Genomic DNA, 20704 nt, shown 5'->3' with positions numbered 1-20704 from the left:
TTTAAAAATGGGTTCAGGAATGCGCGGCTACTGGACACTTGCTTGGTTTGGCTTAGCCTCAAATACGCTTGCAATTCCATTTATTGCCTATGTAGTTGGATCAGGACCACCTCTGCAAACGGCAAATATAACAATTGCTATTAGCCTTGCCTGGCCATCTGCAGTAACTGGGATTGTCGCTTCTGCGGGTTTATTTGCTCAAAGAGGTTGGGGTGTAATTTTATCAATAGTTGCTTTGTCTATGACTCTTTCAGGAACTTTGCCCTATGGGATAATCAGGTTGATCAAAGTAAATGATCTCTTTGGTATTAGCGGCTTATCATTACTTATTGCTTTTCTGAATTTATTAGCCCTACTCTACTGGTGTAGAAGAGGTCACAGAAGAATTAGGCTTTAACTTATTAAATATTTCAATAGGTGCGGTAATTTCCTACCTTGAATTTAAGCTGGGATATTTCAACCTTCTGTGGCGCATCCTCCTCCAGACAGAGACGAAAGCCCTAAGTATTATTTCTATTTCTGCTCTCGTTAAACTACTTTCTTTTAATTGGCCATCAATCTGACGAGACTGAATTATTTTCCTTACTGTTTTGCAAGCATCATTATCTGATGATGATGCGTCTAGAGCTCTTAATGCTGCTTCGCAACCATCTGCAAGCATGAGTATTCCCGTTTCTTTGGAATGAGGAATAGGGCCTTTATATCTGAAACGTTTTTCAGAGACAGAAGGATCTCTTTCTTTGGCTTTATGAAGAAAATAACCCATTTTTAAAGTACCTTGATGTTCTGGAATGAAGTCAGCAATGGGTGATGGAAGTCGATATCTCCTTGCAAGCTTTAATCCTTCATCTACATGTGCTTGAAGAATGTCTGCGCTTTTATATGGATTTTTGATTTCTTCATGGGGGTTTATTCCATCTTTCTGATTTTCAATAAACCAATTAGGAGCGTGTAGCTTTCCAACATCATGGTACAGGGCTCCAGTCCTTATTAAGTCAACATCAGCTCCAATTACTCTTGCTCCTTCCTCTGCAAGACTTAAAATTGTTAAAGTATGCTCAAACGTACCTGGTGCTTCTCTAGATAAACGGCGAAGTAACGGACGTTCTTGATCAGCTAGCTCCATTAATCTTGCTCTTGTAAGTAATCCAAAAGTATTTTCCAATATAGGAATTATTAATATCGTTACCATCAGCATTGCACTTATAATAAGTGTTTCATTCAGAAGAGAATTAAGATCAAATGATAGATTATTAAATTCTAAATTTTTTGCTTCAATTAGTTGATTAAATATAAACCATTGTCCTAACAATGCACCAAAAGGTATAAAAACTGCTATTTGAAGAATTTGTGCACGGCTTCTCATTCTTCTACCTAAAAAGGCTATAAATGATCCGGCAATGCAAGCAATTATTAATCTAATTTCATTTGAGCTATCAAGAGATATTGGCCATATTAAACTAGCAGCAGCCATCCAAGCTAATGAGGTTGTTGTACCTATTCCTTGTGAAAGAAGAAGTATAGGAGGTAATATTAATTGCAATGGGCTTGCAAGCGTACCAAGCCAGTCTTTTGTTAGTTGAACTACAAATAATAAAGTTAAAGAAAGTAACGCATGCTTGGCTTTAAGTCTAGGCTTATCTCTTCTCATAATCATCAGAAGTAACCCACAACTTCCCATAGATTCTGTGAAGGTTATTAACCACTTTATTGGCCTAGGACTTCGACTTACCTTGTTAAAATGTTCTAGAATATCAAAGTCTTGAGAACTTATTGGCTCTCCTTTCTTTGATATTAAGCTACCTTCTTTAACTTTTATAATTTTTAGTCCTTCATTATTTATTAAATTTTCAAGTAATATATTTGTTTTCGAATAATCAATTTTTAAATTACTTTTCTGATAAAAACTACTCGATAATACTTTTGCTCCCAATGATCTGCTTGGATAATCTTTGACACCTAGATCTAGTAATTGTAGAGATGAAGCTTCATTAAGTTGATCAAATGCAAGCGTATTTATAATTCCTTGAGATAGCATTCTCTTTGATGCTTTTTTCATCTCTTTTTCCCAGCTTTTCCATTCACTATTGGAAACATTAATCAGCCATTTCTTTTCTGAATCGGTTGGATTAATTTTATTTATATCTCCTTCGAAAGTAGAATCTTTTAAGGTGCGAAGTTTTTTGATTTTCTTTAAAACAATTTTTTCTAAATTATTGGTTTGATTTTCATCGATAACTTGGAGAAAATTGTCTTCCAAGCCTTTTTTCTTCTCTTTTAGTGCTTTTGTATCTATTACTAATGCATCCTTTGGAGCTATTTCGTTGATTTGAGCAATATCTCCAGGTTTGAGATCCGGAACAGCAAGTAACTTATAACTTGAAAATATTGCTACTAATAGGCAGACCAATAGGAGACCTAACTTGTCCGTTGTTGACCAGCGAAGTATCGGACGTCTGGGAGATTGGCTCCCTAACCATATTCTCCATATTTTTTTTGGACTCGGTAATTTAGCCACAGGCTTTTTCACCTACTCCTAACGCTAGGTTTAATGCGTTGATTAATTGTAATTGTATTCATTTTATTTATGCCAAACATTTTAGATGGGAAAAAACTTGCTCAGGAGATTGAACTCATTCTTAAACAGACTATAGAATCTGGATCACAGCTTGCGAAGCGTCCCCCTGGTTTAGCTGTGCTAAGGGTTGGTAACGATCCTGCAAGTGGAGTTTATGTCAATTACAAGGAAAAAGCATGCGATCGAATAGGTGTTAGAAGTTTTGCTAATCATTTAAAAGAAGATATTTCATTGGAAGAACTAAGAGAAATCATTAAAAGTTTGAATGAGGAGAAGAATGTTGATGGAATTTTATTACAACTTCCTTTGCCTTCGCATCTGGACGAGGATTCCTTGCTTGGGAGTATTGATCCTGACAAGGATGCTGATGGATTACACCCTTTGAATCTTGGACGATTAATAAAGGGTGAAAAAGGCCCAAGATCATGTACCCCTGCAGGAGTTATGGCTCTACTTAAGAGAAACCAAATAACAATAGAAGGAAAAAGAGCTGTGGTAGTTGGGAGGAGCATCCTAGTTGGCAAGCCAATGGCTTTAATGCTTGAAGCCGCAAATGCCACTGTTACGGTTGCTCATTCAAGAACTAAAGATCTAGTTTCTATAACTAGGGAGGCTGATTTACTTGTTGTAGCTGCTGGAAAGCCTTATCTGATAGGAAAAAATCATGTAAGTGATAATTGTGTCGTTATTGATGTAGGTATTCATAGAATTAAACCTGAAGAAGAAAATCTGAAAGAGAGAAAAAAGATCAAACTGTGTGGAGATGTAAAGATGTTTGAAATTGAAGACAAAGTAGCTGCCTATTCTCCTGTGCCTGGAGGTGTTGGGCCTATGACAGTGACAATGCTTCTAGCAAATACGGTTGATAGGTGGCAGAAACATTGTGGATTACCTTTAACTATTAGTCATTTACTTCCATGAATCACAATGTCCTGACAGAATTGATACAAACTAATTTTTTGCATGCAGGAAGCAATCGCTTCTTTTGACTTCGCAGAGTATCTAGAAAAATCTAGAACTCGCGTTGAACATGCGCTGGATGCCTCTCTGGGCCCTGAAAAGCCTGAAAAATTAAGAGAATCTATGCGCTATTCCCTTTTGGCCGGAGGGAAAAGATTAAGGCCGATTCTTTGTCTAGCTGCTTGTGAACTTGCTGGAGGAGAAGTTGAAAAAGCTCTCCCTACTGCAGTAGCTCTGGAAATGATTCACACGATGTCTCTTATCCATGATGATCTACCTTCAATGGATAATGATGATTTACGTCGAGGACGTCCTACTAATCACAAAGTCTATGGAGATGCTGTAGCAATACTTGCTGGAGATGCTCTATTGACTAGGGCTTTTGAGATGGTATCGATACGGACCAAGGGGATACCATCAGAGAGACTCTTGAAAGTAGTAGGTGAGCTCTCATTAGTGGCAGGAGCCCCTGGATTAGTGGGAGGGCAAGTAGTTGATCTTGATTGTGAAGGTAAAGAGGTTGATTTAGAGACCTTGGAGTATATTCATCTTCACAAAACAGGAGCTTTGCTAAAGGCATGTGTTACTTGTGGAGCATTAATTGGTGGGGCTGATGAGAAGCTTCTGGAAGCATTAAGTGTCTATGCAAGAGGGATTGGATTGGCATTTCAAATAATTGATGACATTCTTGACGTAACAGCAAGTAGTGAAGTGTTAGGCAAAACAGCAGGAAAAGATTTAATTGCTGATAAAACTACTTATCCAAAATTACTTGGTCTTGAGGAATCTAGAAGAAGAGCGGATCTATTAGTAGCTAGAGCAAAAAATGCTCTTGATCCTTGGTCTGAAAAATCAAAACCTCTTCTTGCATTGGCTGATTACATAACAAGTAGAGATAGATGAGTACCAATCCGGCTTTCGAATCTCAATTTATTTATATTCTTGATAATGCTGTATTGGCTTGGGGCCTTGCAGCATGCGGTATTGCTCAATTTTCTAAATTATTATTTGAATTAATTTTTAAGCAAAGATGGAGACCATCAGTACTTATAGAAACAGGCGGTATGCCCTCAAGTCATTCGGCTTTGGTAACAGGAACTGCTTCAGGAATTGGGCTTCAGCTTGGTTTTAATGATCCTTTATTTGCTTTGGCTTCAACAATTGCTTTTATCGTTATGTATGATGCTGCTGGAATAAGAAGATCGGCAGGTTTAACGGCTGCAAAAGTTAATGAGATTTTAAAAGATAATTACAGTGAATTATCGACTGAAACTATTTTAAAAGAGTCTTTAGGACATACTAAAATTGAAGTATTAGTTGGCAGTTTTGTTGGACCTATGGTTGCTTTGCCAGGTATTTTCTTCCTTGGTTCTCCTTTGCATATTTTGCAAATTATAGGATTATTTTCTGTGTGAAAGAAGTAAAAATAAAAGAAGATTGTGTTTTCTTAACCAAGGACCAAGAAAAATCTCTCCAATTATTTTGTGAGTGGTTAAAGGCACCATATTCATTTAAACCTTTTGTAATGAAAGGCTTTGCAGGTAGCGGAAAAACATATTTGTCAATGAAACTATTAAAAAAGGTAGATGAATTAGGTTTGTGTTGGACTGTTGTTGCACCAACTCATAAAGCTGTAGGCGTATTAAGGGAGGGATTGAAAAGTGAATCTATTCAGCCAACATGGTTCCCTTCTACCATTCACCGTTTGCTTCGTCTTAAGTTAAAAAGACAGGCGGATGCCGAAATATGCGAGAAAACAGATCAAACGGAGAAATCTTTAGAGAATTTAGGACTTGTTCTGATTGATGAGGCATCAATGATTGATTCCAAATTATTGGAGATAACTCTTGAATGTGCAAGATGTAACTCGACTCGGTTGGTCTTTGTTGGTGATCCTGCTCAACTCCCACCAGTAGGAGAAAGCTCTAGCTCAGTTTTTTTAATGAAAAGAGCAATAAATACTGAACTTAGAGAAGTTGTTCGTCATCAAGGACCTGTTCTTAGATTGGCAAAGATAATTAGAGACGGGCAAATCCCTTGTAATCAGCCATCTATACTTCCAATTTTTCATTCTAAGAAAGGTAATGTTGGAATATTAGATAGAAATAGTTGGCTTGAAAGAGCTAAAGCAGCATTACGGTTATCTTCTTTAGAGGATGATCCAGATAGAGCAAGAATTCTTTGCTACACGAATAGAATCGTTGATAATCTAGTACCTCATGCAAGAAGAGCTATTCATGGTGAGATGGCAGATCAATATCAGGTTTTACCTGGTGAGGTTTTAATTAGCCGTAAGGCTGTAATGGTAAACGCTTCATTAAATGAGGATGAGCTTGGAGAAGAACCAGATATTTTGATTAGTTCCAACAGAGAAATGCTGGTAGAAGATGTAATCCCAAATAGTTTTGACTTAGCCTCTTTAGGGATTCATCATAATTTTGAAAATCTTTTACCTGTTATTCAAACTCAGATAGCTAAAGTTAGCTGTGATCAAAAAGAATTCTCTCTAAGATTAATGCCTCAAATAGGTTCTAAATCTCGCAGCGAGTTGGACCTCTCTTTGAATGAGTTGAGCAATTTGGCAAGAGAAAGAGGAAAAAAAAATAGCGCTTCGATTTGGAAACTTTTCTTTTTTATTAGAGATTCATTCGCTTCTTTAGGTCCTGCTTCTGTCCTTACAATTCACAGAAGTCAAGGAAGTACTTTTGGAGAAGTGTTTATAACTTCCGATGTTTTTTGGCCTAAAGACCTTGAATTTAGAAAACGACTTGTATACGTCGCTGTAAGCAGAGCAAGCGAGGGCGTTTGGATTGTTGGTGACAGTAAAAGTAATAGGAATAAAGCTCTTTTAGAGAAACTATTAACTGATTAATTTCTAAAAAATTTTATTTTTGAAAATAAATTTACTTTAGGCATAATTCCTAACACTTCTTTTCCAGTTTTTTATTATGAGAGGCGAACTTGCCCAATGTAGATGTATCCAACTTGCATGAATTAAACGATTGCAAAAACCTTCATTCTTTATTTTCATATCCCATCCTTTGATATCCCATATGTGATTTATTTGTGAATTATATTTTTCATTAATTAATTCCCATCGATGAAATTCATGCCCTATTAGTTTATTTCCAGGACTGGTGATAGGACTTTTATTTTTACTTCTTGCTTCTCTATAACCGATTTTTAAATCACCTTTTTTGACCTTAAAAGGTAATACCCCAGACATTGAATGTTCTCTTCCTTCAAGATCAAATATACTTTTACCTAAAAGCATCATTCCGCCACATTCAGCGTATATAGGAAACTGTTGAGAAAAAATTCTTAATGAATTAAGGCTATTTTTTGAACTACTTAATTGTTTTGCATGTTGCTCAGGAAAACCACCAGGTATTATTAATCCTCTAGCTTCTTTTGGAATTTGTTCATTTTCAAGAGGTTTCCAAGTAATAGTTGGCATGCCGTGATCTTCTAACAATTCTTTTGTTTCTTGATACCTAAAATGGAAAGCTTTATCTTCAGCTATTGCGATTGGGTGAATAAATCTTGGATCTTTCCTTGGCAAAAATTTATATGTTTTGTGGTTAGATTTTGGAGCTAATAAAAGTTTTTTAAAACTTTCAATATCTAGATATTCTTTTGCTATTGATGCCCACTTTTTAACTTTAATTTCTAACTCAAGAATTTCATGTGCTGGTGCTAAACCTAAATGCCTTGTTGGAAGATATAAGTCTTCGCAAGGAGGTAGAGAACCCAATGACTTTATATTGATGTGATCAAGGACCTCCAATAGTATCTTTTCATGTCTAGGAGTTTGAACATTATTTAGGACAACGCCTGCAATTTTTAATTCCTTATCATGTTCTCTAAATCCTTTTATTAAGGCTGCTATTGACGCAGCTTTCCCTCTGGCATCAACAATTAGAACTATTGGCAGATTTAACACCTTAGCTAATTCAGCTGTACTCCCTTCGGAACTACTGCCAATTCCATCAAATAATCCCATTACACCTTCAACAAACGAATAATCAGTTAATCCTCCAAAGCGATTAAAGTTTTCTTTAACCCAACTTTCTCCAGAGAGAATTAAATCAAGATTTCGACAAGCTTTCTTTGATACCGCTGCGAGTTGTTGAGGGTCTAAATAATCAGGTCCAACTTTAAAAGTTTGTACTGTTTTATTGATACTTTTTAAATAAGAAATTAAAAGAAGACTTAAAAGAGTTTTACCGCTGTTACTTGATATAGCAGAGATTACGCATGCCATCTAATGACTATATTTATTTGAATTGATTAACTAAATCAAGGATCTCATTTGCTATTGGTGCCGCACTCGCAAGTAAAGGACTTGTGTTTCCTCTACTACTGGAAAGTAAACGAGCAACATCATTCTCTAAAGAGGTCTTTTGAATAGGAACTACTTGTTCAATAAGTTCCATTCTTGCCATGCCTCCAGCTTCTAATCTCATACATTCCCCAGATTCTGATGCGAGAATTACACAAAGATCGTTTTTTTGTTTGTTCTTGGCTTTTGAAATTAATCTTAAACCAACTATTTGGCCAGGATTAATGCTTGGCTTACCAATAGGTAGAGAAGTTATGCCGACTTCAATAGGAGTTTTGTCTTGACGAAGAAAATTAACTTTTAGCTGATCTTTTTTTGAGCAGATGAACTTTTCAAGTTTCCAGTTGAGACGATCAGCAATCCAGGCAGCAAGTAAAAGCCCTTGAACTGTTTGAGAACCCTCAATATCGATGTCGATTTTTTGTAAATTCTCAAGAGCATTTCTTCTTTGAAGTGGATCAAACACCATCGCTAAAGTCTCTCTCCAGCTTCTAAGACGAAGCCAATTAAGGTCGTTAACAGCTTGGCCCGATTGAATCCTTTGAAGTAATAAATTTAAGCAAACGCCTGGTTCTCCATGTGCAGTATCAATAATTAATCTTCGATTTGGCAGTGCTAGAGCATGAAGGAATTCAGGAGCCTCATCAACTCTTCCATTCCACCACAACCAAGAAGGAAGTTCATCAGGGACAAGAGTCTCAACAATTTCAAGCCCATCATTAATTACGGTTTTATTACCTCGTAAGACAATGACGTCGCCACAAGCTGTTTTGCCTCCGCCTTCTTCGGGAAGAGGACAATATGCGGCAACTAATGTCTCTAAATTATTTTCTTTCTCAATTGTTGGTGCAATAGTTATTAATCTTCTAGGTTGTAAATTACTAATTGAGGTGTCAATATGTTGCCCTCTAAGGTCTTCTACATTTTTAATTAGCTCTTCGCATTGTATTGAAGATTGAACTCTAAAATCTAATGGTGAAGTACTGTTAGGGAGATTACCTTTTAAAATAATTTCTCTTGCAGCCTCTATAAGATCATTTCTTTGACTACCTACTACTGGCCCAGATATTTTTCCAGTTTTGACTAGTTTTTGTTCGATCCAAGCAGGTTGCCAGACAATTAAACAAAAAGTGTTGGCTCCTTTATCTCCTCTTTCTTCATGAGACCATAGTTGCTCAAGGTATGTAGGAATTTCAGCTGGAGGTAGCTGAAGAGGCGTTTGAAGTGTTAATTGAGGCGACATTTAATTTAGTTCGAATAAATGATTTAGATTCAATTTTTTCAAGGTCTTCTCCATAGAAGCTGATCTTTTCCAATTAGTAAGTCTGATTCAGTAGGACCCCATGTCCTTGATTCATATGGATAAACAGGTAATTCCCAAGGGGAATCCTCAATTTTCTCTAAAAGAGGTGTATATAAACGCCAAGCAGCCTCTACTTCATCGCTTCGAGTAAACAATGTTGGATCTCCAAGCATTGCATCAGCTAGGAGCCTTACATAACCCTCATCTGATGGCTCTCCAAAAGATTCATCATAAGAAAACTCCATATTTACAGGTCTACTTCTCATCCCAGAACCTGGGGATTTCACCTCAAAACTAAATTCAGCTCCTTCGTTGGGTTGAATTCTGAGGATTAATTGGTTTGATGTTGGGCATCCCCCAGCTGCATCAAAAAGGTGAACAGGAGCTTCTCTAAATGTAAGAACAACCTCACTAAGTCTTTTAGCTAATCGTTTTCCTGTCCTCACGTAAAAAGGGACCCCTTGCCATCTCCAATTGTCTATGAAAAGCTTCATTGCTACATATGTTTCGGTTGTGCTGTTTGGATTAACACCAGGTTCTTCTCTATATCCAAGGAGTGGATCCGCATCGCTTCCTCCTTTTGAGTACTGTCCCCTAACGCAGCATTCCCAAGGCTTCTCTTCATTTGCAAGCTTTACTGCTTGTAGAACTTTGGCTTTTTCATTCCTTATGGCTTCTGGATCAAAATGCCCAGGTGGTTCCATTGCGGTTAATGCAAGCATTTGAGTTAAATGGTTTTGAACCATATCTCTTAACGCTCCTGAAGATTCGTAATAGCCTGCACGATCTTCAACTCCAACTGTTTCGGAACTGGTGATTTGAACACTCGATATGTAATTTCTGTTCCAAATAGGTTCAAAAATCGTATTTGCAAATCTGAGAACAAGAATATTTTGAACTGTTTCTTTTCCTAAATAATGATCTATTCGAAATATTTGACTTTCTTGAGCACAACTCTGAACTAGAGAATTGAGTATCTGAGCGCTATTGAAGTCTCTTCCAAAAGGTTTTTCAATAACAACTCTACTGCGCTTAGGATCTTTCAATAATCCTGCGGCTGCTAAAGCTCTACATCCACTTCCATAAAATTTGGGTGAAACTGAAAGGTAGAAAGTTCGATGGCCATGCGTTGCTTTTAACTTATCAATTACCTCTAGTCTTTCTCCAAGCTTTACAAGGTGCTCAGGTTGTTGAAGGTCTACAGGCTCATAGAAAAGATTTTGAGAAAATAATTCCCATTCTTTTGGACTTTCTTTTATTCGAGAAGAAAGAGCTTCTTCCATTTTTTCTTTAAATATTTCATCAGTCCATGGTCTTCTTGCACAGCCTAAAACTGCAAACTCACTTGGTAATCTTCGTTGTTTAAAGAGCTCGAATAAAGCAGGAACAAGTTTCCGGTGAGTCAAATCCCCTGAAGCACCAAAAATAACCAGACATTGAGGAGGTACTACTCGCTCTTGGCGAAGACCAATTCTCAACGGGTTTGTTACTGGCATGCTCATTGATTAATTCCTTGCCAATTAGATTTGAAATATTATCCAAATTGCTTCTAATCATTCCGCCATTTTTTGGTCGGATGTCCAAAAACAAAATTGATATTGATTGATTAAATATAGAAAAAATATTTATAAAGTAATTAATAATTATCGCTTTCCAGACTTTCTTATTTTACTAATAAGTCTCAGCATGCCATCTACCTGCTTTTCTTAGCTTAGGTCTTAGTTCAGACCAGTCTAAACCTTTCGCAGAAGCTGCTGTTGTCATTGCTTCATCTATCCCTGGCTCCATTCCTTTTAGTCCACACAAGTAAATGTGTGTTTTAGGATTCTCAATCATGGTAAATATTTCGTCAGCATGTTCTAGGACCCTATCTTGGATATACATTCTTCCACCTTTTGTGTTTTGCTGTTCTCTGCTGATTGCTTTTGTGTATTTAAGATTTTCTGGGAATTTTGATTTGTAGTGTTCAAAGTCAGCATCGTATAGAAGGTTTGCTGTTTTTGGTGCACCCATAAACAACCAAGCTTTTCCTTTAAAATTCCATTGATGTTTTTCAATTTCCGTCGGTTCAAACATCCTTCTTAAATAGGCTCTCATTGGAGCTATACCAGTTCCTGTGGCAAGCATTATTATGTTCGAATCTTCTTCCTCTGGAAGAAGCATCTCTTTCCCTACTGGACCACTAATTTTTACTTTATCTCCAGGGGATAGGTTACACAAATATGTAGAGCAAACACCATTTATTGTTTCACCATCTTTTTCGTATTGAAGTTGGCGTACACATAATGAGAGTGTGTTACCTGCAAAGTTATCACCATACCTAGTGCTTGCAATTGAATAAAGTCTTGGCCTATGAGGCTTACCTTTTGCATCCTCGCCAGCAGCAAGTATTCCGCAACTTTGACCTTCGACATATTTGAAGTCTGGGTCACCTCCTGATATGTCAAAAGTTATGTGTTGAACTTTCCCTATTGCTCCTTCTTTGAGAGCTGAATAATTCTCGGTTACTGTCCCAGTGAAAGGTGCTTTTGGTTTGTAAGTATTTACTGGCACATCTGCATGGGGTTTCTTTGTTGCCGGTGCTTTTGCAGGTGAAGAGGGGGTTGATTCGGACACAGGTTTTGCAGTTGCAGGGGTTTTAGCAGCAGCAGGCTTTGCATTTGCAGGGGCTTTAGCAGCAGCAGGCTTTTCAGTTGCAGGGGGTTTTGCAGCAGCAGGCTTAGCAGTTGCAGGGGTTTTAGCAGCAGCAGGCTTTGCAGTTGCAGGGGCTTTAGCAGCAGCAGGTTTGGCTTTAACTTTGTCGCTCAATGCATTTTTATCAGTTCGCAAAATTGCACCAAATGAATATTGCCTCTGAATTAGGTAGAAAAAACCAATTATGATAGGAATATGTGCAAGACCACCAAGAACTACCTTTGTCTCTGAGTAAGCCATAAAAACTTAAATTAGATTCCGAGATTACCAATAAGTGGTAACTTTTAGCTGTTTTATCATCATATTACTAATTTCTGGTTCACCTTTTTAGACCGTCACAAGCTGATTTCTTCCAAAGATGCATCTATTTAAATCTTTTAGATATTGATTTTGATTAACCGAAAAAATTTTTACTAAATTTTTATATTCATTGTTCTACTGGTAAAGGATTTAAAAAAACGGAAATACCATTTAAATTTTTGCCATCAGAATAAAAGGTTTTTGCCCTATAAAAAGTTTTAAATAAATTTTATTTATAGCCCCAAGGGGATTCGAACCCCTGTCGCCTCCGTGAAAGGGAGGTGTCCTAGGCCTCTAGACGATGGGGCCAGATGAAGTGACAAATCACTCAATAAGTAATTGTTGTCACAATTGAAAGTTACGGGCCCGCCTTGCCACTCGTCAAGGCTTCTTGATCCTTGTTTTGTCCTCGCCATACTGGAACGGTGAAGTAAAAACATGCACCTTCAGTCGGTTTGGAAACTACCCAGATCTTGCCACCATGGACTTCAACAATTCTTCTACAAACTGAAAGACCAATGCCAAAGCCGGTTGTCTCTTGAGAAGTTTGTGGAAGTCTCACTCGATCAACAAATATTCGGTGTTGTTCTTCTGATGGGATTCCAGGTCCATTATCTCGAACAATTACTTCAACCCATTGATTTGTTCTGTGAAGCATTGTTATAAAAATTTCACCTTCGTCTTCGGAAAATTTCAAGGCATTTTCGATGAGGTTTAGTAAAACCTGCATCATTCTTCTTTGATCTGCGAAGACAGAGGGCAAATCAGAAGGAATATCAGTATTAATTTTAATTTTGCGATTGAGCCATAGCTTCTCAAGCTCGAGAATCGCTTCAGCAGATAAGTTCGCCAGATCAACTTTTTGAGGATTAAATAAAGTTTCCCACCGAGTACTTCCAACTTCTAATAAGTCCTTTGAGAGTAGTTCAATCTCCTCTAACCTTCTTTTTAAGACTTCTTGAAATTTTGACATGCTTATTTGTCCAAGCTTTTGACTTTGGAGAGCCAAACCTGCAGCTGTTAAAGGAGTCCTCAATTCATGAGCAACCATTCTTAAAAGACTTTCTTGCGAATGTATTTTTTTAGTGAGTGTTTCGTTTTCTTGTCGGAGAACTAGAAGATCATCCTCAAGAAGAAGTTCTTTTTGTGTTTGATTGGATTCAAGTGTCTTTGCTCTAAGACTGATGCCAAAAGAGTTGATTAGACCTTCATGTTGCCATCTTGGTACCCAAGTTTTAACTTGTGAACAAATTGAACTTCCAGCAAAAATTTGTTTGGGCGAAGGCTCTAATTTTATTAGAGCAGGAAGTGCCACCAATCTATATAGCTCGAGTAATTCTGGGTTATCAGTAGGATCTGAAAATTCTAAGTTTACAATGAAACCACTATCTTCTGTTTCCAAATATTCAATTAACGATCGAATATCTCCCCTTGAGAGATGGTGGCGAGATGCCACAAGCAACAGTTTTAACTGTCGTCGGTCCTGAGCTTCGGCACTATCCACAGTGTCGAGCAATCTAAATAATTACGCATACCTTAAGGTAATGAGACTCATTTTAGGTATTGGCTAATAATTAAGTGAATACTTTTTAAATCTCTCAGTTCCAGAAAATGGCTATTTCACATTCATCTGGTATTGAAAAGACTAGAGACTCTGCTGTAGGTATTGATAGACTGCGAATCAACTTTGATAGTAATTTAAGGCGATGGTTTGGTCGGAATATTGGTTTGTGGCATTCTAAAAGACAATATTTTTTTGATAAAGAAAAGGCTATTAATTTGGAAATGTACATAAATGTAAGCAAGTTAAATCAACCAGATTCGGAATTTGAAAGCTATCGGTTTAAGTGGTGGTGCGAGGATGAAAAAGATTTTTTTATTAAACGACCAACTTATAAAAGTGAAGGAGAAATAATTGCTCGATTACAAGGGCATCAACTAATTCGTGATGGTTCTTATTTAACCGATTCTTCAGGAATATCAAACATTAGGCAAGTTGATGAACACGAATTGATTTTTGATACTAATTACGATAATTGGCACGTATTGGAACATACACGCTTAATAGACCAAGATAAATTTAGATCCAGAACTATTTACAGTTGGTTTGACGATAAGTTGAAGATAGTTGAAAATCATCATGAAATAAGGATTAAGAATCCCAACTGAAGAGTTTGTTAAATCTATTTTGATAGAAATCAATGTATGTTATATATTTAATTTGCAAGTGAAGAATTTTTAATAGATTTTTTTCCTGCATCATATGTTTCTTACCGACTAAAATCTCTTGAGAAAAATTAAAAATTCACCAAGACACAAAATCTTGGCTTTATCAATTATGTTTGCTTCAATATTTTTATCAAGTTGCAGCAACTCCATAAAGTCGGAATCTAATGCACCTAAAATTAGAACTGACAAAACGGAAATTAATATTATTCCTGCTAGTGATGAAGATATTTTTTTATACAGACAAATAGGAATAAACTATTTGTGTATGGCAAGACAAATTGAAGTTGATTTCTCTAAGGCTATTTCCTTAGCTGCGAAAAATTATGAATTGCTCATAACAAGTAGACATGGCGGATTAATTAAAGAATTAGGAAAAGAAAAATTACCAGAAAAAAATATTTATAATGGAGCAATTTTGCAAATTCTTGATGGTGCCATAAAGAATTGCCCGGAGATGGTGCCAGATGAAGATAAGAAAAAATTCTTAAAAACTGTTGAACAATTAAACCAAAAGAAATAAATTATATTCTGAATTAAAGAAATTTATTTAATATGTTAACTCAGGAATCTATTAAATTATCAGACTATGTTGAATATCCTTTCTTAATACCGAGTATAGATTTAAATTTTGATATTCAAAATGATTGTGTTTTTGTGCAATCAAGAATGATAATTAAACCAAAGCACAAAGAATCCACAAAGCTTATTCTTAATGGTAGTCAAATTAAATTGTTATCAATATCAATAAATGCAAAAGAACTTAAGTCAGAAGAATATTTAGTTACAGATAAATGCTTGATTATAAAGAGTCCGCCAGGGGCAGAGTTTGAATTAAAAATAAGATCGCAAATTGATCCTTTTAGAAATACATCATTAGAGGGATTATATATAAGCTCAGGGATGTTAACTACACAATGCGAAGCTGAAGGATTTAGACGTATCTGTTATCATCCTGACAGGCCTGATGTCTTAAGTAAATATACAGTAAGATTGGAAGCTGACACTTCATTGTATCCTGTCTTATTGTCAAATGGAAATAAGAAATATTCAGGAAAATTAAAAAATAATGTTCATAGACATCAAGTGGTATGGGAAGACCCTTTCCCTAAACCAAGCTATTTATTCGCTTTAGTTGCTGGTAAGCTTAACTCAGTTTCTGATAAATATATCACAAACACAGGAAGATTGATTGATGTTCTAATATATGTTGAATCTGGAGATGAAAAATATACAAAACATGCTATAAATTCTCTAAAGAAAGCAATGAAATGGGATGAGGATACTTATGGTCTTGAATATGATTTAGATGAATATAAAATTGTTGCGGTGAGGCATTTTAATATGGGGGCAATGGAAAATAAGGGACTAAATATTTTTAATTCAAAATTGGTTTTAGCAGACTCAAAGACTGCAACTGATGATGAATTAGAGAGAATAGAAAGTGTTATAGCTCATGAATATTTTCACAATTGGACCGGTAATAGAATTACATGTCGAGATTGGTTTCAGCTTTCATTGAAGGAGGGATTGACAGTTTTTAGAGATCAATCTTTTACGTCAGATCTTCATAACACTGGACTTAAACGAATAGAAGATGTTTCATTTCTTAGGAATTTTCAATTTGCTGAAGATAAGGGACCTACTTCACATGCTGTTAAGCCTAAAGAGTATGTGGCTATCGATAACTTTTATACAACAACTATATATGAAAAGGGCGCTGAGTTGATAAGAATGCTTGAGCTATTACTTGGCAGAGAAATGTTTTTTAGAGGTATCGATATCTATATTAAAACTTTTGATGGCACTGCCGCTACAACTGAGGATTTCATTGATTCATTAATCAAAGGCGCCTATAAAGAAGAAAGCAATTGTCCTTTTGATGTATCAAAATTTCTTAATTGGTATTATAAATCAGGTACACCAAAAGTATATGTTAATCAATCTTGGGATTCGAAAAATTCAATTTTAAATGTCTCTTTTAAGCAGAAGATAGAGAGTGATCAGACTAGTGAAAATATTGAGATGATTATTCCAATTCTTTATTCTTGTTATAGCAGAGAAAAAGGAGCTATACCTATCTTTGAGGAAAATTTATTTGTCTTAGATAAAAATAATAAGAATTTAAAAATTAATCTCCCATTTGAGAAAGAAGCCCCAGTTCTATCAATTTTCAGACGTTTCTCTTCCCCTGTTGCTTGGGAATCTGATTTGTCTATAGATGATTATCTTTTTCTTTTCTTAAATGATAATGACTATTTCTCGAGGTGGGACTCTGGTCAGTTTTTAATGCGTGAAATGATTAAAAATAGGCTTTTTAACAAACCAAATTCCTCATTGGAAGATAAGTTTATTTTTGCTATAAAGCAATCCATGAAATCTTTAGAAATAAAAGATCCTTTTTTCTTGGCAACTCTTTTAAAGACTCCTGGTTTAACGGAATTGGAATCTCTATGTGAAAAAGTTGATCCAATAAATATATATAGAAAGTCACTTGAGTTCAAAGTTTTAATTGGTAAGGGAATTCTTCAAGAGTTAAGAACACTAGCTTGTAAATTATTTGTCAATATTGACCATGAATGGCCTGAGGGCAAAGGTCAAAGAAAACTATTAGGAACTATTTGGTCTTATTTAACTCTTGCGGGCGATAATAATGTTAGAAAGAATTGTCTTGAATCAATCAATCACTCTTCAATGACTATCTCAAAGGCAGCACTAGGGGCATTGAAACCACTTGATTGCGTTGAGACAAATGAAGCTTCAAATTTGTTTTATAACCTCTGGAATGAGAACGCAGTTGTTTTGGATTCATGGTTCGCATATGAGGCGTCAAGACCTAATAAGGAAGGAATTGATGTGATTGAAAAATTATTATCACATCCTAAATTTGATTGGAAGGCTCCAAATGCAATACGAGCTGTTCTAGGAGGATTTAGTCAAAATATTGAGTTGTTTCATTCTCTTGATGGACAAGGCTATTTATTTTTTGCTGATAAATTAATAGATTTAGATAAAATTAATCCAATAACTGCCTCAAGAATGGTAAAAATCTTTAGTAAATGGAAAACATACGTCGATGAAAATAAGGAGGGAATGTATAAATCAATTTTAAAAATTAATAGAGCAAATATTTCACCAAATACAAGAGAGGTAGTGGAACTAATTTTGAAGTGAATTTACAGAATTATCTGAACATTGAGCTAACAGAACTCTCTTCGTGAATTCTCCAAATAGCTTCTCCAAGCATATTTGCAACTGATAAGACCTTTAATTGAGAGAAATCTAAGTTAGTAGGTACTGGAATACTATTAGTGACAATAACTTGTTCAAAAAGGCCTTCTTTTGAAAGTCTCTCGTAAGCAGGTGGAGAGAAAACAGCATGAGATGCACATGCAATTACTTTTTTTGCACCTTCTTTCCTGAGTAATTCTGCTCCTGCACAAATAGTTCCTCCAGTGTCAATCATGTCATCAATCAATATTGCAGTTTTGCCTGAGACTTCCCCAATTACTGTGAGACTTTCGGCAACATTATGCCCGGAGCGGCGCTTGTCAATAATGGCTAAAGGTGAGTCCTTCATTTGTTTGGCAAAGGCTCTTGCTCTGGCTACACCGCCTACATCAGGAGAGACGACCACGATTTCATCAAGTTTCATGGTTGATAGATAATCAACTAAAACCGGTGAACCATATATGTGATCGCAGGGAATATCAAAATAACCTTGTATTTGTGCCGAATGTAAATCCATGGCCAATACTCTGTCTACTCCTGATTTGACAAGAATATTTGCGGTTAGTTTCGCGGTTATTGACTCTCTACCTGCTGTCTTTCTGTCTGCCCTGGCGTAACCGAAGTATGGAATTACAGCTGTAATTTGTCTTGCAGATGCTCTTTTGCAGGCGTCCACCATGATCATGAGCTCCATTAAGCTGTCATTAACAGGAGCACAGGTTGGCTGTATTAGAAAAACATCACATCCTCGTATTGATTGCTGTATTTGAACGTAGAGCTCTCCATCCGCAAACCTTTTTGAAACTAGAGGGACATTGGTTATCCCCATATAAGTTGCAATCTCTGTTGCTAATGCTGTATTTGATGTCCCGCTAATCAATCTGAGTCTATTAGTGTCATGCTTGAGACTAGTAGGCTCAGGATGTGCTGCAGTTATAAAACTAGTCACCGTTCCACCGCAAGCAAGAAATAGTATTTACTAATCTACCTTTATGTTGATACATGATCATCTAAAAGCTTTGTTTAATTTTTTCTTAAAAGATCTCATCAGCTTTTGTGAAACCTGGAATCATTGCCCTGTCTTCTTTTTGGGAGGTGGGGTACATAAATATCTTCTGAAGAATTTTCTTTTGAAAACATTAATAATTTGACTTCTGGTAAAGGCTTAAAGATTTTTAAAGGTACTTTTGCTGAAAACACAAAGATAAAGAGAGCTGAATTATCGAAATAGGGCCATCTTGAGGAGCAGGCTCCTTGAATGAATAATATAAAATCTCAAATTAAATCATCGCCTTTGATAGTGGCTTATTAAAAGAAAATATTTTGGCTGTATGCATAAATAATGCTATTGATAAAAAGAAATATAATAAGAATTTTTGTTTTAATTCAAAAAAGATTTGGTTTTTCTAAAATAAATGTTTAATTATTATTAGATTTGTTAGTATAAAAATACTAAATATATTTTTTTGATACTTAAGAAAAAGAGTTCCCGTTTTACAATGGAATCCATTTTGAATTTAATAAAAAAATATCATTATTAGTTTTTCTTCGTGTTTTTTAGAGATAAAAAAAGTGAAATTAGAAAGAAATTCAGGGATCCTTCTTCATCCAACCTCTTTGCCTGATAGCCCTGTCTGCGGTACTTTTGGCAACCCTTCTCGAATTTGGCTTAATGAACTAGCTGCTTCTGGGATAGGAGTTTGGCAATTTTTACCTCTAGCTCCTACGGATTCATTTGGATCTCCTTATAGTTCTCCATCAAGTTTTGCCTTTAATCCATGGTTCCTTGATCAGAATGATTTAGTGAGAGACGGTTTCTTAGCTAATAGTCTTGAAATATCCTCTTCTGAAAATATTTTTTGTGTTGATAGAGTCGATTTTCAATTAGCTAATTCAAAAGTTAAGGCCTTGCGTTCATCTTTGGTTGATCATTGGGACAAACAAAATAGAACTATTAAAGAAGAATTTGAAATATGGTGCTCAAGACAATTTTGGTTGGATGATCATTCCATATTTATGGAACTAAAAATTCAAAACAACGATCTTCCATGGTGGGAATGGCCAGATAAATATGCAGCCAAGGATAAGAAAGAATTAGCAAAGTGGAAAATTAATAATCAAAGAGAATTGTTAGGTCATAAGCTGCTCCAATGGCATTTAGACAGCCAGTGGAAATCAATCAGAAAACTTGCGAAAGATCTTGGGATTTTTTTATTTGGAGATGTCCCTTTTTACGTGTCTAAAGATAGTGCTGATGTTTGGAGTAATCGATCATTGTTTTCTATTTTAACGAATTCAAATACATACCTTCAAAGTGGAGTTCCGCCTGATTATTTCTCTGAGACCGGCCAGCTTTGGGGGAACCCTGTTTATCGCTGGAGTAGGCATAAAGCCGGCAAATATAGATGGTGGAGAAAAAGAATTTCAAGACATCTAGAACAAGTTGATTTTCTACGACTTGATCATTTTCGTGCTTTTGAAGCTTTTTGGGCAATTCCTGGTAAAGATAAAACAGCTGAGAATGGTTTTTGGTTATCTTCCCCAGGAAGAGAGATCCTAGGGTTAATAAAAAAAGATTGCAGTGGTTTTCTTCCTTTAGTTGCAGAAGACCTCGGTCTTATCACATCAAATGTTGAAAAGTTGCGCGATGACTTTCAATTAGCTGGAATGAAGATACTTCAATTTGCTTTTGATGGGAATTTAGATAATCCCTATTTGCCAGAGAATATTAAAAATGAAAATTGGATTGTTTATACAGGAACGCACGATAATTCAACTTCTCAAGGCTGGTGGAGAGAAATGGATCAAGAAAGAAAAGAACAAATTAGAGAAAGAATAGTTGATTTTGATAATTTCACTTCTTGGGAGTTGATTCGAATGGGTATGGAAACAAAAGCCAAATTATTTGTAGCGCCTATGCAAGATTTATTAAATCTTGATAATAACTCTCGTTATAACAAACCTGGGACAGTAGAAAATAATTGGTCATGGAGATTATCTAGAAATGATTTGAATATTCAAGAATCTTTAAAAAGATATGGTGATATAGCTAAAGCAAATAAGAGATAAA

Annotated in this window: 16 protein-coding genes and 1 tRNA gene; 9 read left to right on the top strand and 8 right to left on the bottom strand. The window is 35.9% G+C overall.

Translation table 11 applies throughout. The features are described from left to right. Positions 1-7 precede the first annotated feature (7 nt). Complete coding sequence (locus tag AC6EIW_RS04345; protein WP_498521357.1) at positions 8-397, top strand: hypothetical protein; 390 nt, start codon at positions 8-10, stop codon at positions 395-397. 33 nt (positions 398-430) lie between these two features. Here AC6EIW_RS04345 and AC6EIW_RS04340 read toward each other — a convergent pair whose 3' ends face one another. After that, positions 431-2518 (bottom strand): HDIG domain-containing metalloprotein, encoded by a 2088-nt coding sequence (locus AC6EIW_RS04340; RefSeq protein ID WP_498521356.1) that lies wholly within the window; start codon positions 2516-2518, stop codon positions 431-433. A 69-nt stretch (positions 2519-2587) separates the two neighbouring features. Here AC6EIW_RS04340 and folD point away from each other — a divergent pair, with 69 nt between their 5' ends. The 4 genes from folD to AC6EIW_RS04320 are packed head-to-tail and all read left to right on the top strand — an operon-like array spanning position 2588 to position 6410. Further along, positions 2588-3499 carry a bifunctional methylenetetrahydrofolate dehydrogenase/methenyltetrahydrofolate cyclohydrolase FolD gene (folD, locus tag AC6EIW_RS04335; RefSeq protein ID WP_498521355.1) on the top strand — a complete coding sequence of 304 codons (912 nt, stop codon included), beginning with the start codon at positions 2588-2590 and terminating at the stop codon, positions 3497-3499. Positions 3500-3541: 42 nt separating this feature from the next. Next, positions 3542-4441: a geranylgeranyl diphosphate synthase CrtE gene (gene crtE / locus AC6EIW_RS04330; RefSeq protein ID WP_498521354.1), complete on the top strand. Its 900-nt coding sequence runs from the start codon at positions 3542-3544 to the stop codon at positions 4439-4441. Beyond that, positions 4438-4953, top strand: coding sequence for a divergent PAP2 family protein (locus AC6EIW_RS04325; protein ID WP_498521353.1), 516 nt, complete (start codon positions 4438-4440; stop codon positions 4951-4953). The genes crtE and AC6EIW_RS04325 overlap by 4 nt, the downstream gene beginning before the upstream one ends. Then, complete coding sequence (locus AC6EIW_RS04320) at positions 4950-6410, top strand: ATP-dependent DNA helicase (RefSeq protein ID WP_498521352.1); 1461 nt, start codon at positions 4950-4952, stop codon at positions 6408-6410. The genes AC6EIW_RS04325 and AC6EIW_RS04320 overlap by 4 nt, the downstream gene beginning before the upstream one ends. 36 nt (positions 6411-6446) lie before the next feature. Here AC6EIW_RS04320 and AC6EIW_RS04315 read toward each other — a convergent pair whose 3' ends face one another. From AC6EIW_RS04315 to AC6EIW_RS04290, 6 genes are all read right to left on the bottom strand, one after another. Then, positions 6447-7802, bottom strand: a complete 1356-nt coding sequence (locus AC6EIW_RS04315; protein ID WP_498521351.1) for a cobyrinic acid a,c-diamide synthase CobB — start codon at positions 7800-7802, stop codon at positions 6447-6449. Between the two features lie 13 nt (positions 7803-7815). Beyond that, the gene (locus AC6EIW_RS04310) at positions 7816-9123 is read right to left on the bottom strand and encodes a glucose-6-phosphate dehydrogenase assembly protein OpcA (protein ID WP_498521350.1); all 1308 of its coding nucleotides are present in this window, start codon (positions 9121-9123) and stop codon (positions 7816-7818) included. A 38-nt stretch (positions 9124-9161) separates the two neighbouring features. After that, on the bottom strand, positions 9162-10685 hold the full coding sequence (gene zwf / locus AC6EIW_RS04305; protein ID WP_498521349.1) for a glucose-6-phosphate dehydrogenase: 1524 nt from the start codon (positions 10683-10685) through the stop codon (positions 9162-9164). Between the two features lie 169 nt (positions 10686-10854). Then, complete coding sequence (locus AC6EIW_RS04300) at positions 10855-12117, bottom strand: ferredoxin-NADP reductase (protein ID WP_498521348.1); 1263 nt, start codon at positions 12115-12117, stop codon at positions 10855-10857. Positions 12118-12413: 296 nt separating this feature from the next. After that, a tRNA-Glu gene (locus AC6EIW_RS04295) sits at positions 12414-12486 on the bottom strand. Between the two features lie 49 nt (positions 12487-12535). Further along, positions 12536-13681 (bottom strand): histidine kinase, encoded by a 1146-nt coding sequence (locus AC6EIW_RS04290; RefSeq protein ID WP_498521347.1) that lies wholly within the window; start codon positions 13679-13681, stop codon positions 12536-12538. Between the two features lie 107 nt (positions 13682-13788). On the opposite strand from AC6EIW_RS04290, the gene AC6EIW_RS04285 reads away from it, so the two are divergent. The 3 genes from AC6EIW_RS04285 (at position 13789) to pepN (ending at position 17577) form a co-directional block, all read left to right on the top strand. Then, positions 13789-14346: a hypothetical protein gene (locus AC6EIW_RS04285; protein WP_498521346.1), complete on the top strand. Its 558-nt coding sequence runs from the start codon at positions 13789-13791 to the stop codon at positions 14344-14346. A gap of 154 nt (positions 14347-14500) precedes the next feature. Further along, a complete protein-coding gene (locus tag AC6EIW_RS04280; protein ID WP_498521345.1) occupies positions 14501-14926 on the top strand; it encodes a DUF8650 domain-containing protein in 426 nt (141 codons plus the stop codon). Between the two features lie 32 nt (positions 14927-14958). Beyond that, a complete protein-coding gene (gene pepN, locus AC6EIW_RS04275) occupies positions 14959-17577 on the top strand; it encodes an aminopeptidase N (RefSeq protein ID WP_498521344.1) in 2619 nt (872 codons plus the stop codon). A gap of 10 nt (positions 17578-17587) precedes the next feature. Here the strand turns inward: pepN and AC6EIW_RS04270 are convergent, their stop codons facing one another. Next, a complete protein-coding gene (locus AC6EIW_RS04270; protein WP_498521343.1) occupies positions 17588-18583 on the bottom strand; it encodes a ribose-phosphate pyrophosphokinase in 996 nt (331 codons plus the stop codon). Between the two features lie 623 nt (positions 18584-19206). Here AC6EIW_RS04270 and malQ point away from each other — a divergent pair. Continuing rightward, positions 19207-20703: a 4-alpha-glucanotransferase gene (gene malQ / locus AC6EIW_RS04265; protein WP_498521342.1), complete on the top strand. Its 1497-nt coding sequence runs from the start codon at positions 19207-19209 to the stop codon at positions 20701-20703. Position 20704: the final 1 nt, after the last annotated feature.

It is taken from the genome of Prochlorococcus sp. MIT2308, assembly GCF_059772345.1.
The sequence above is the reverse complement of the archived record's forward strand: the minus strand, read 5'-3'. Positions and strand labels throughout refer to the sequence as shown.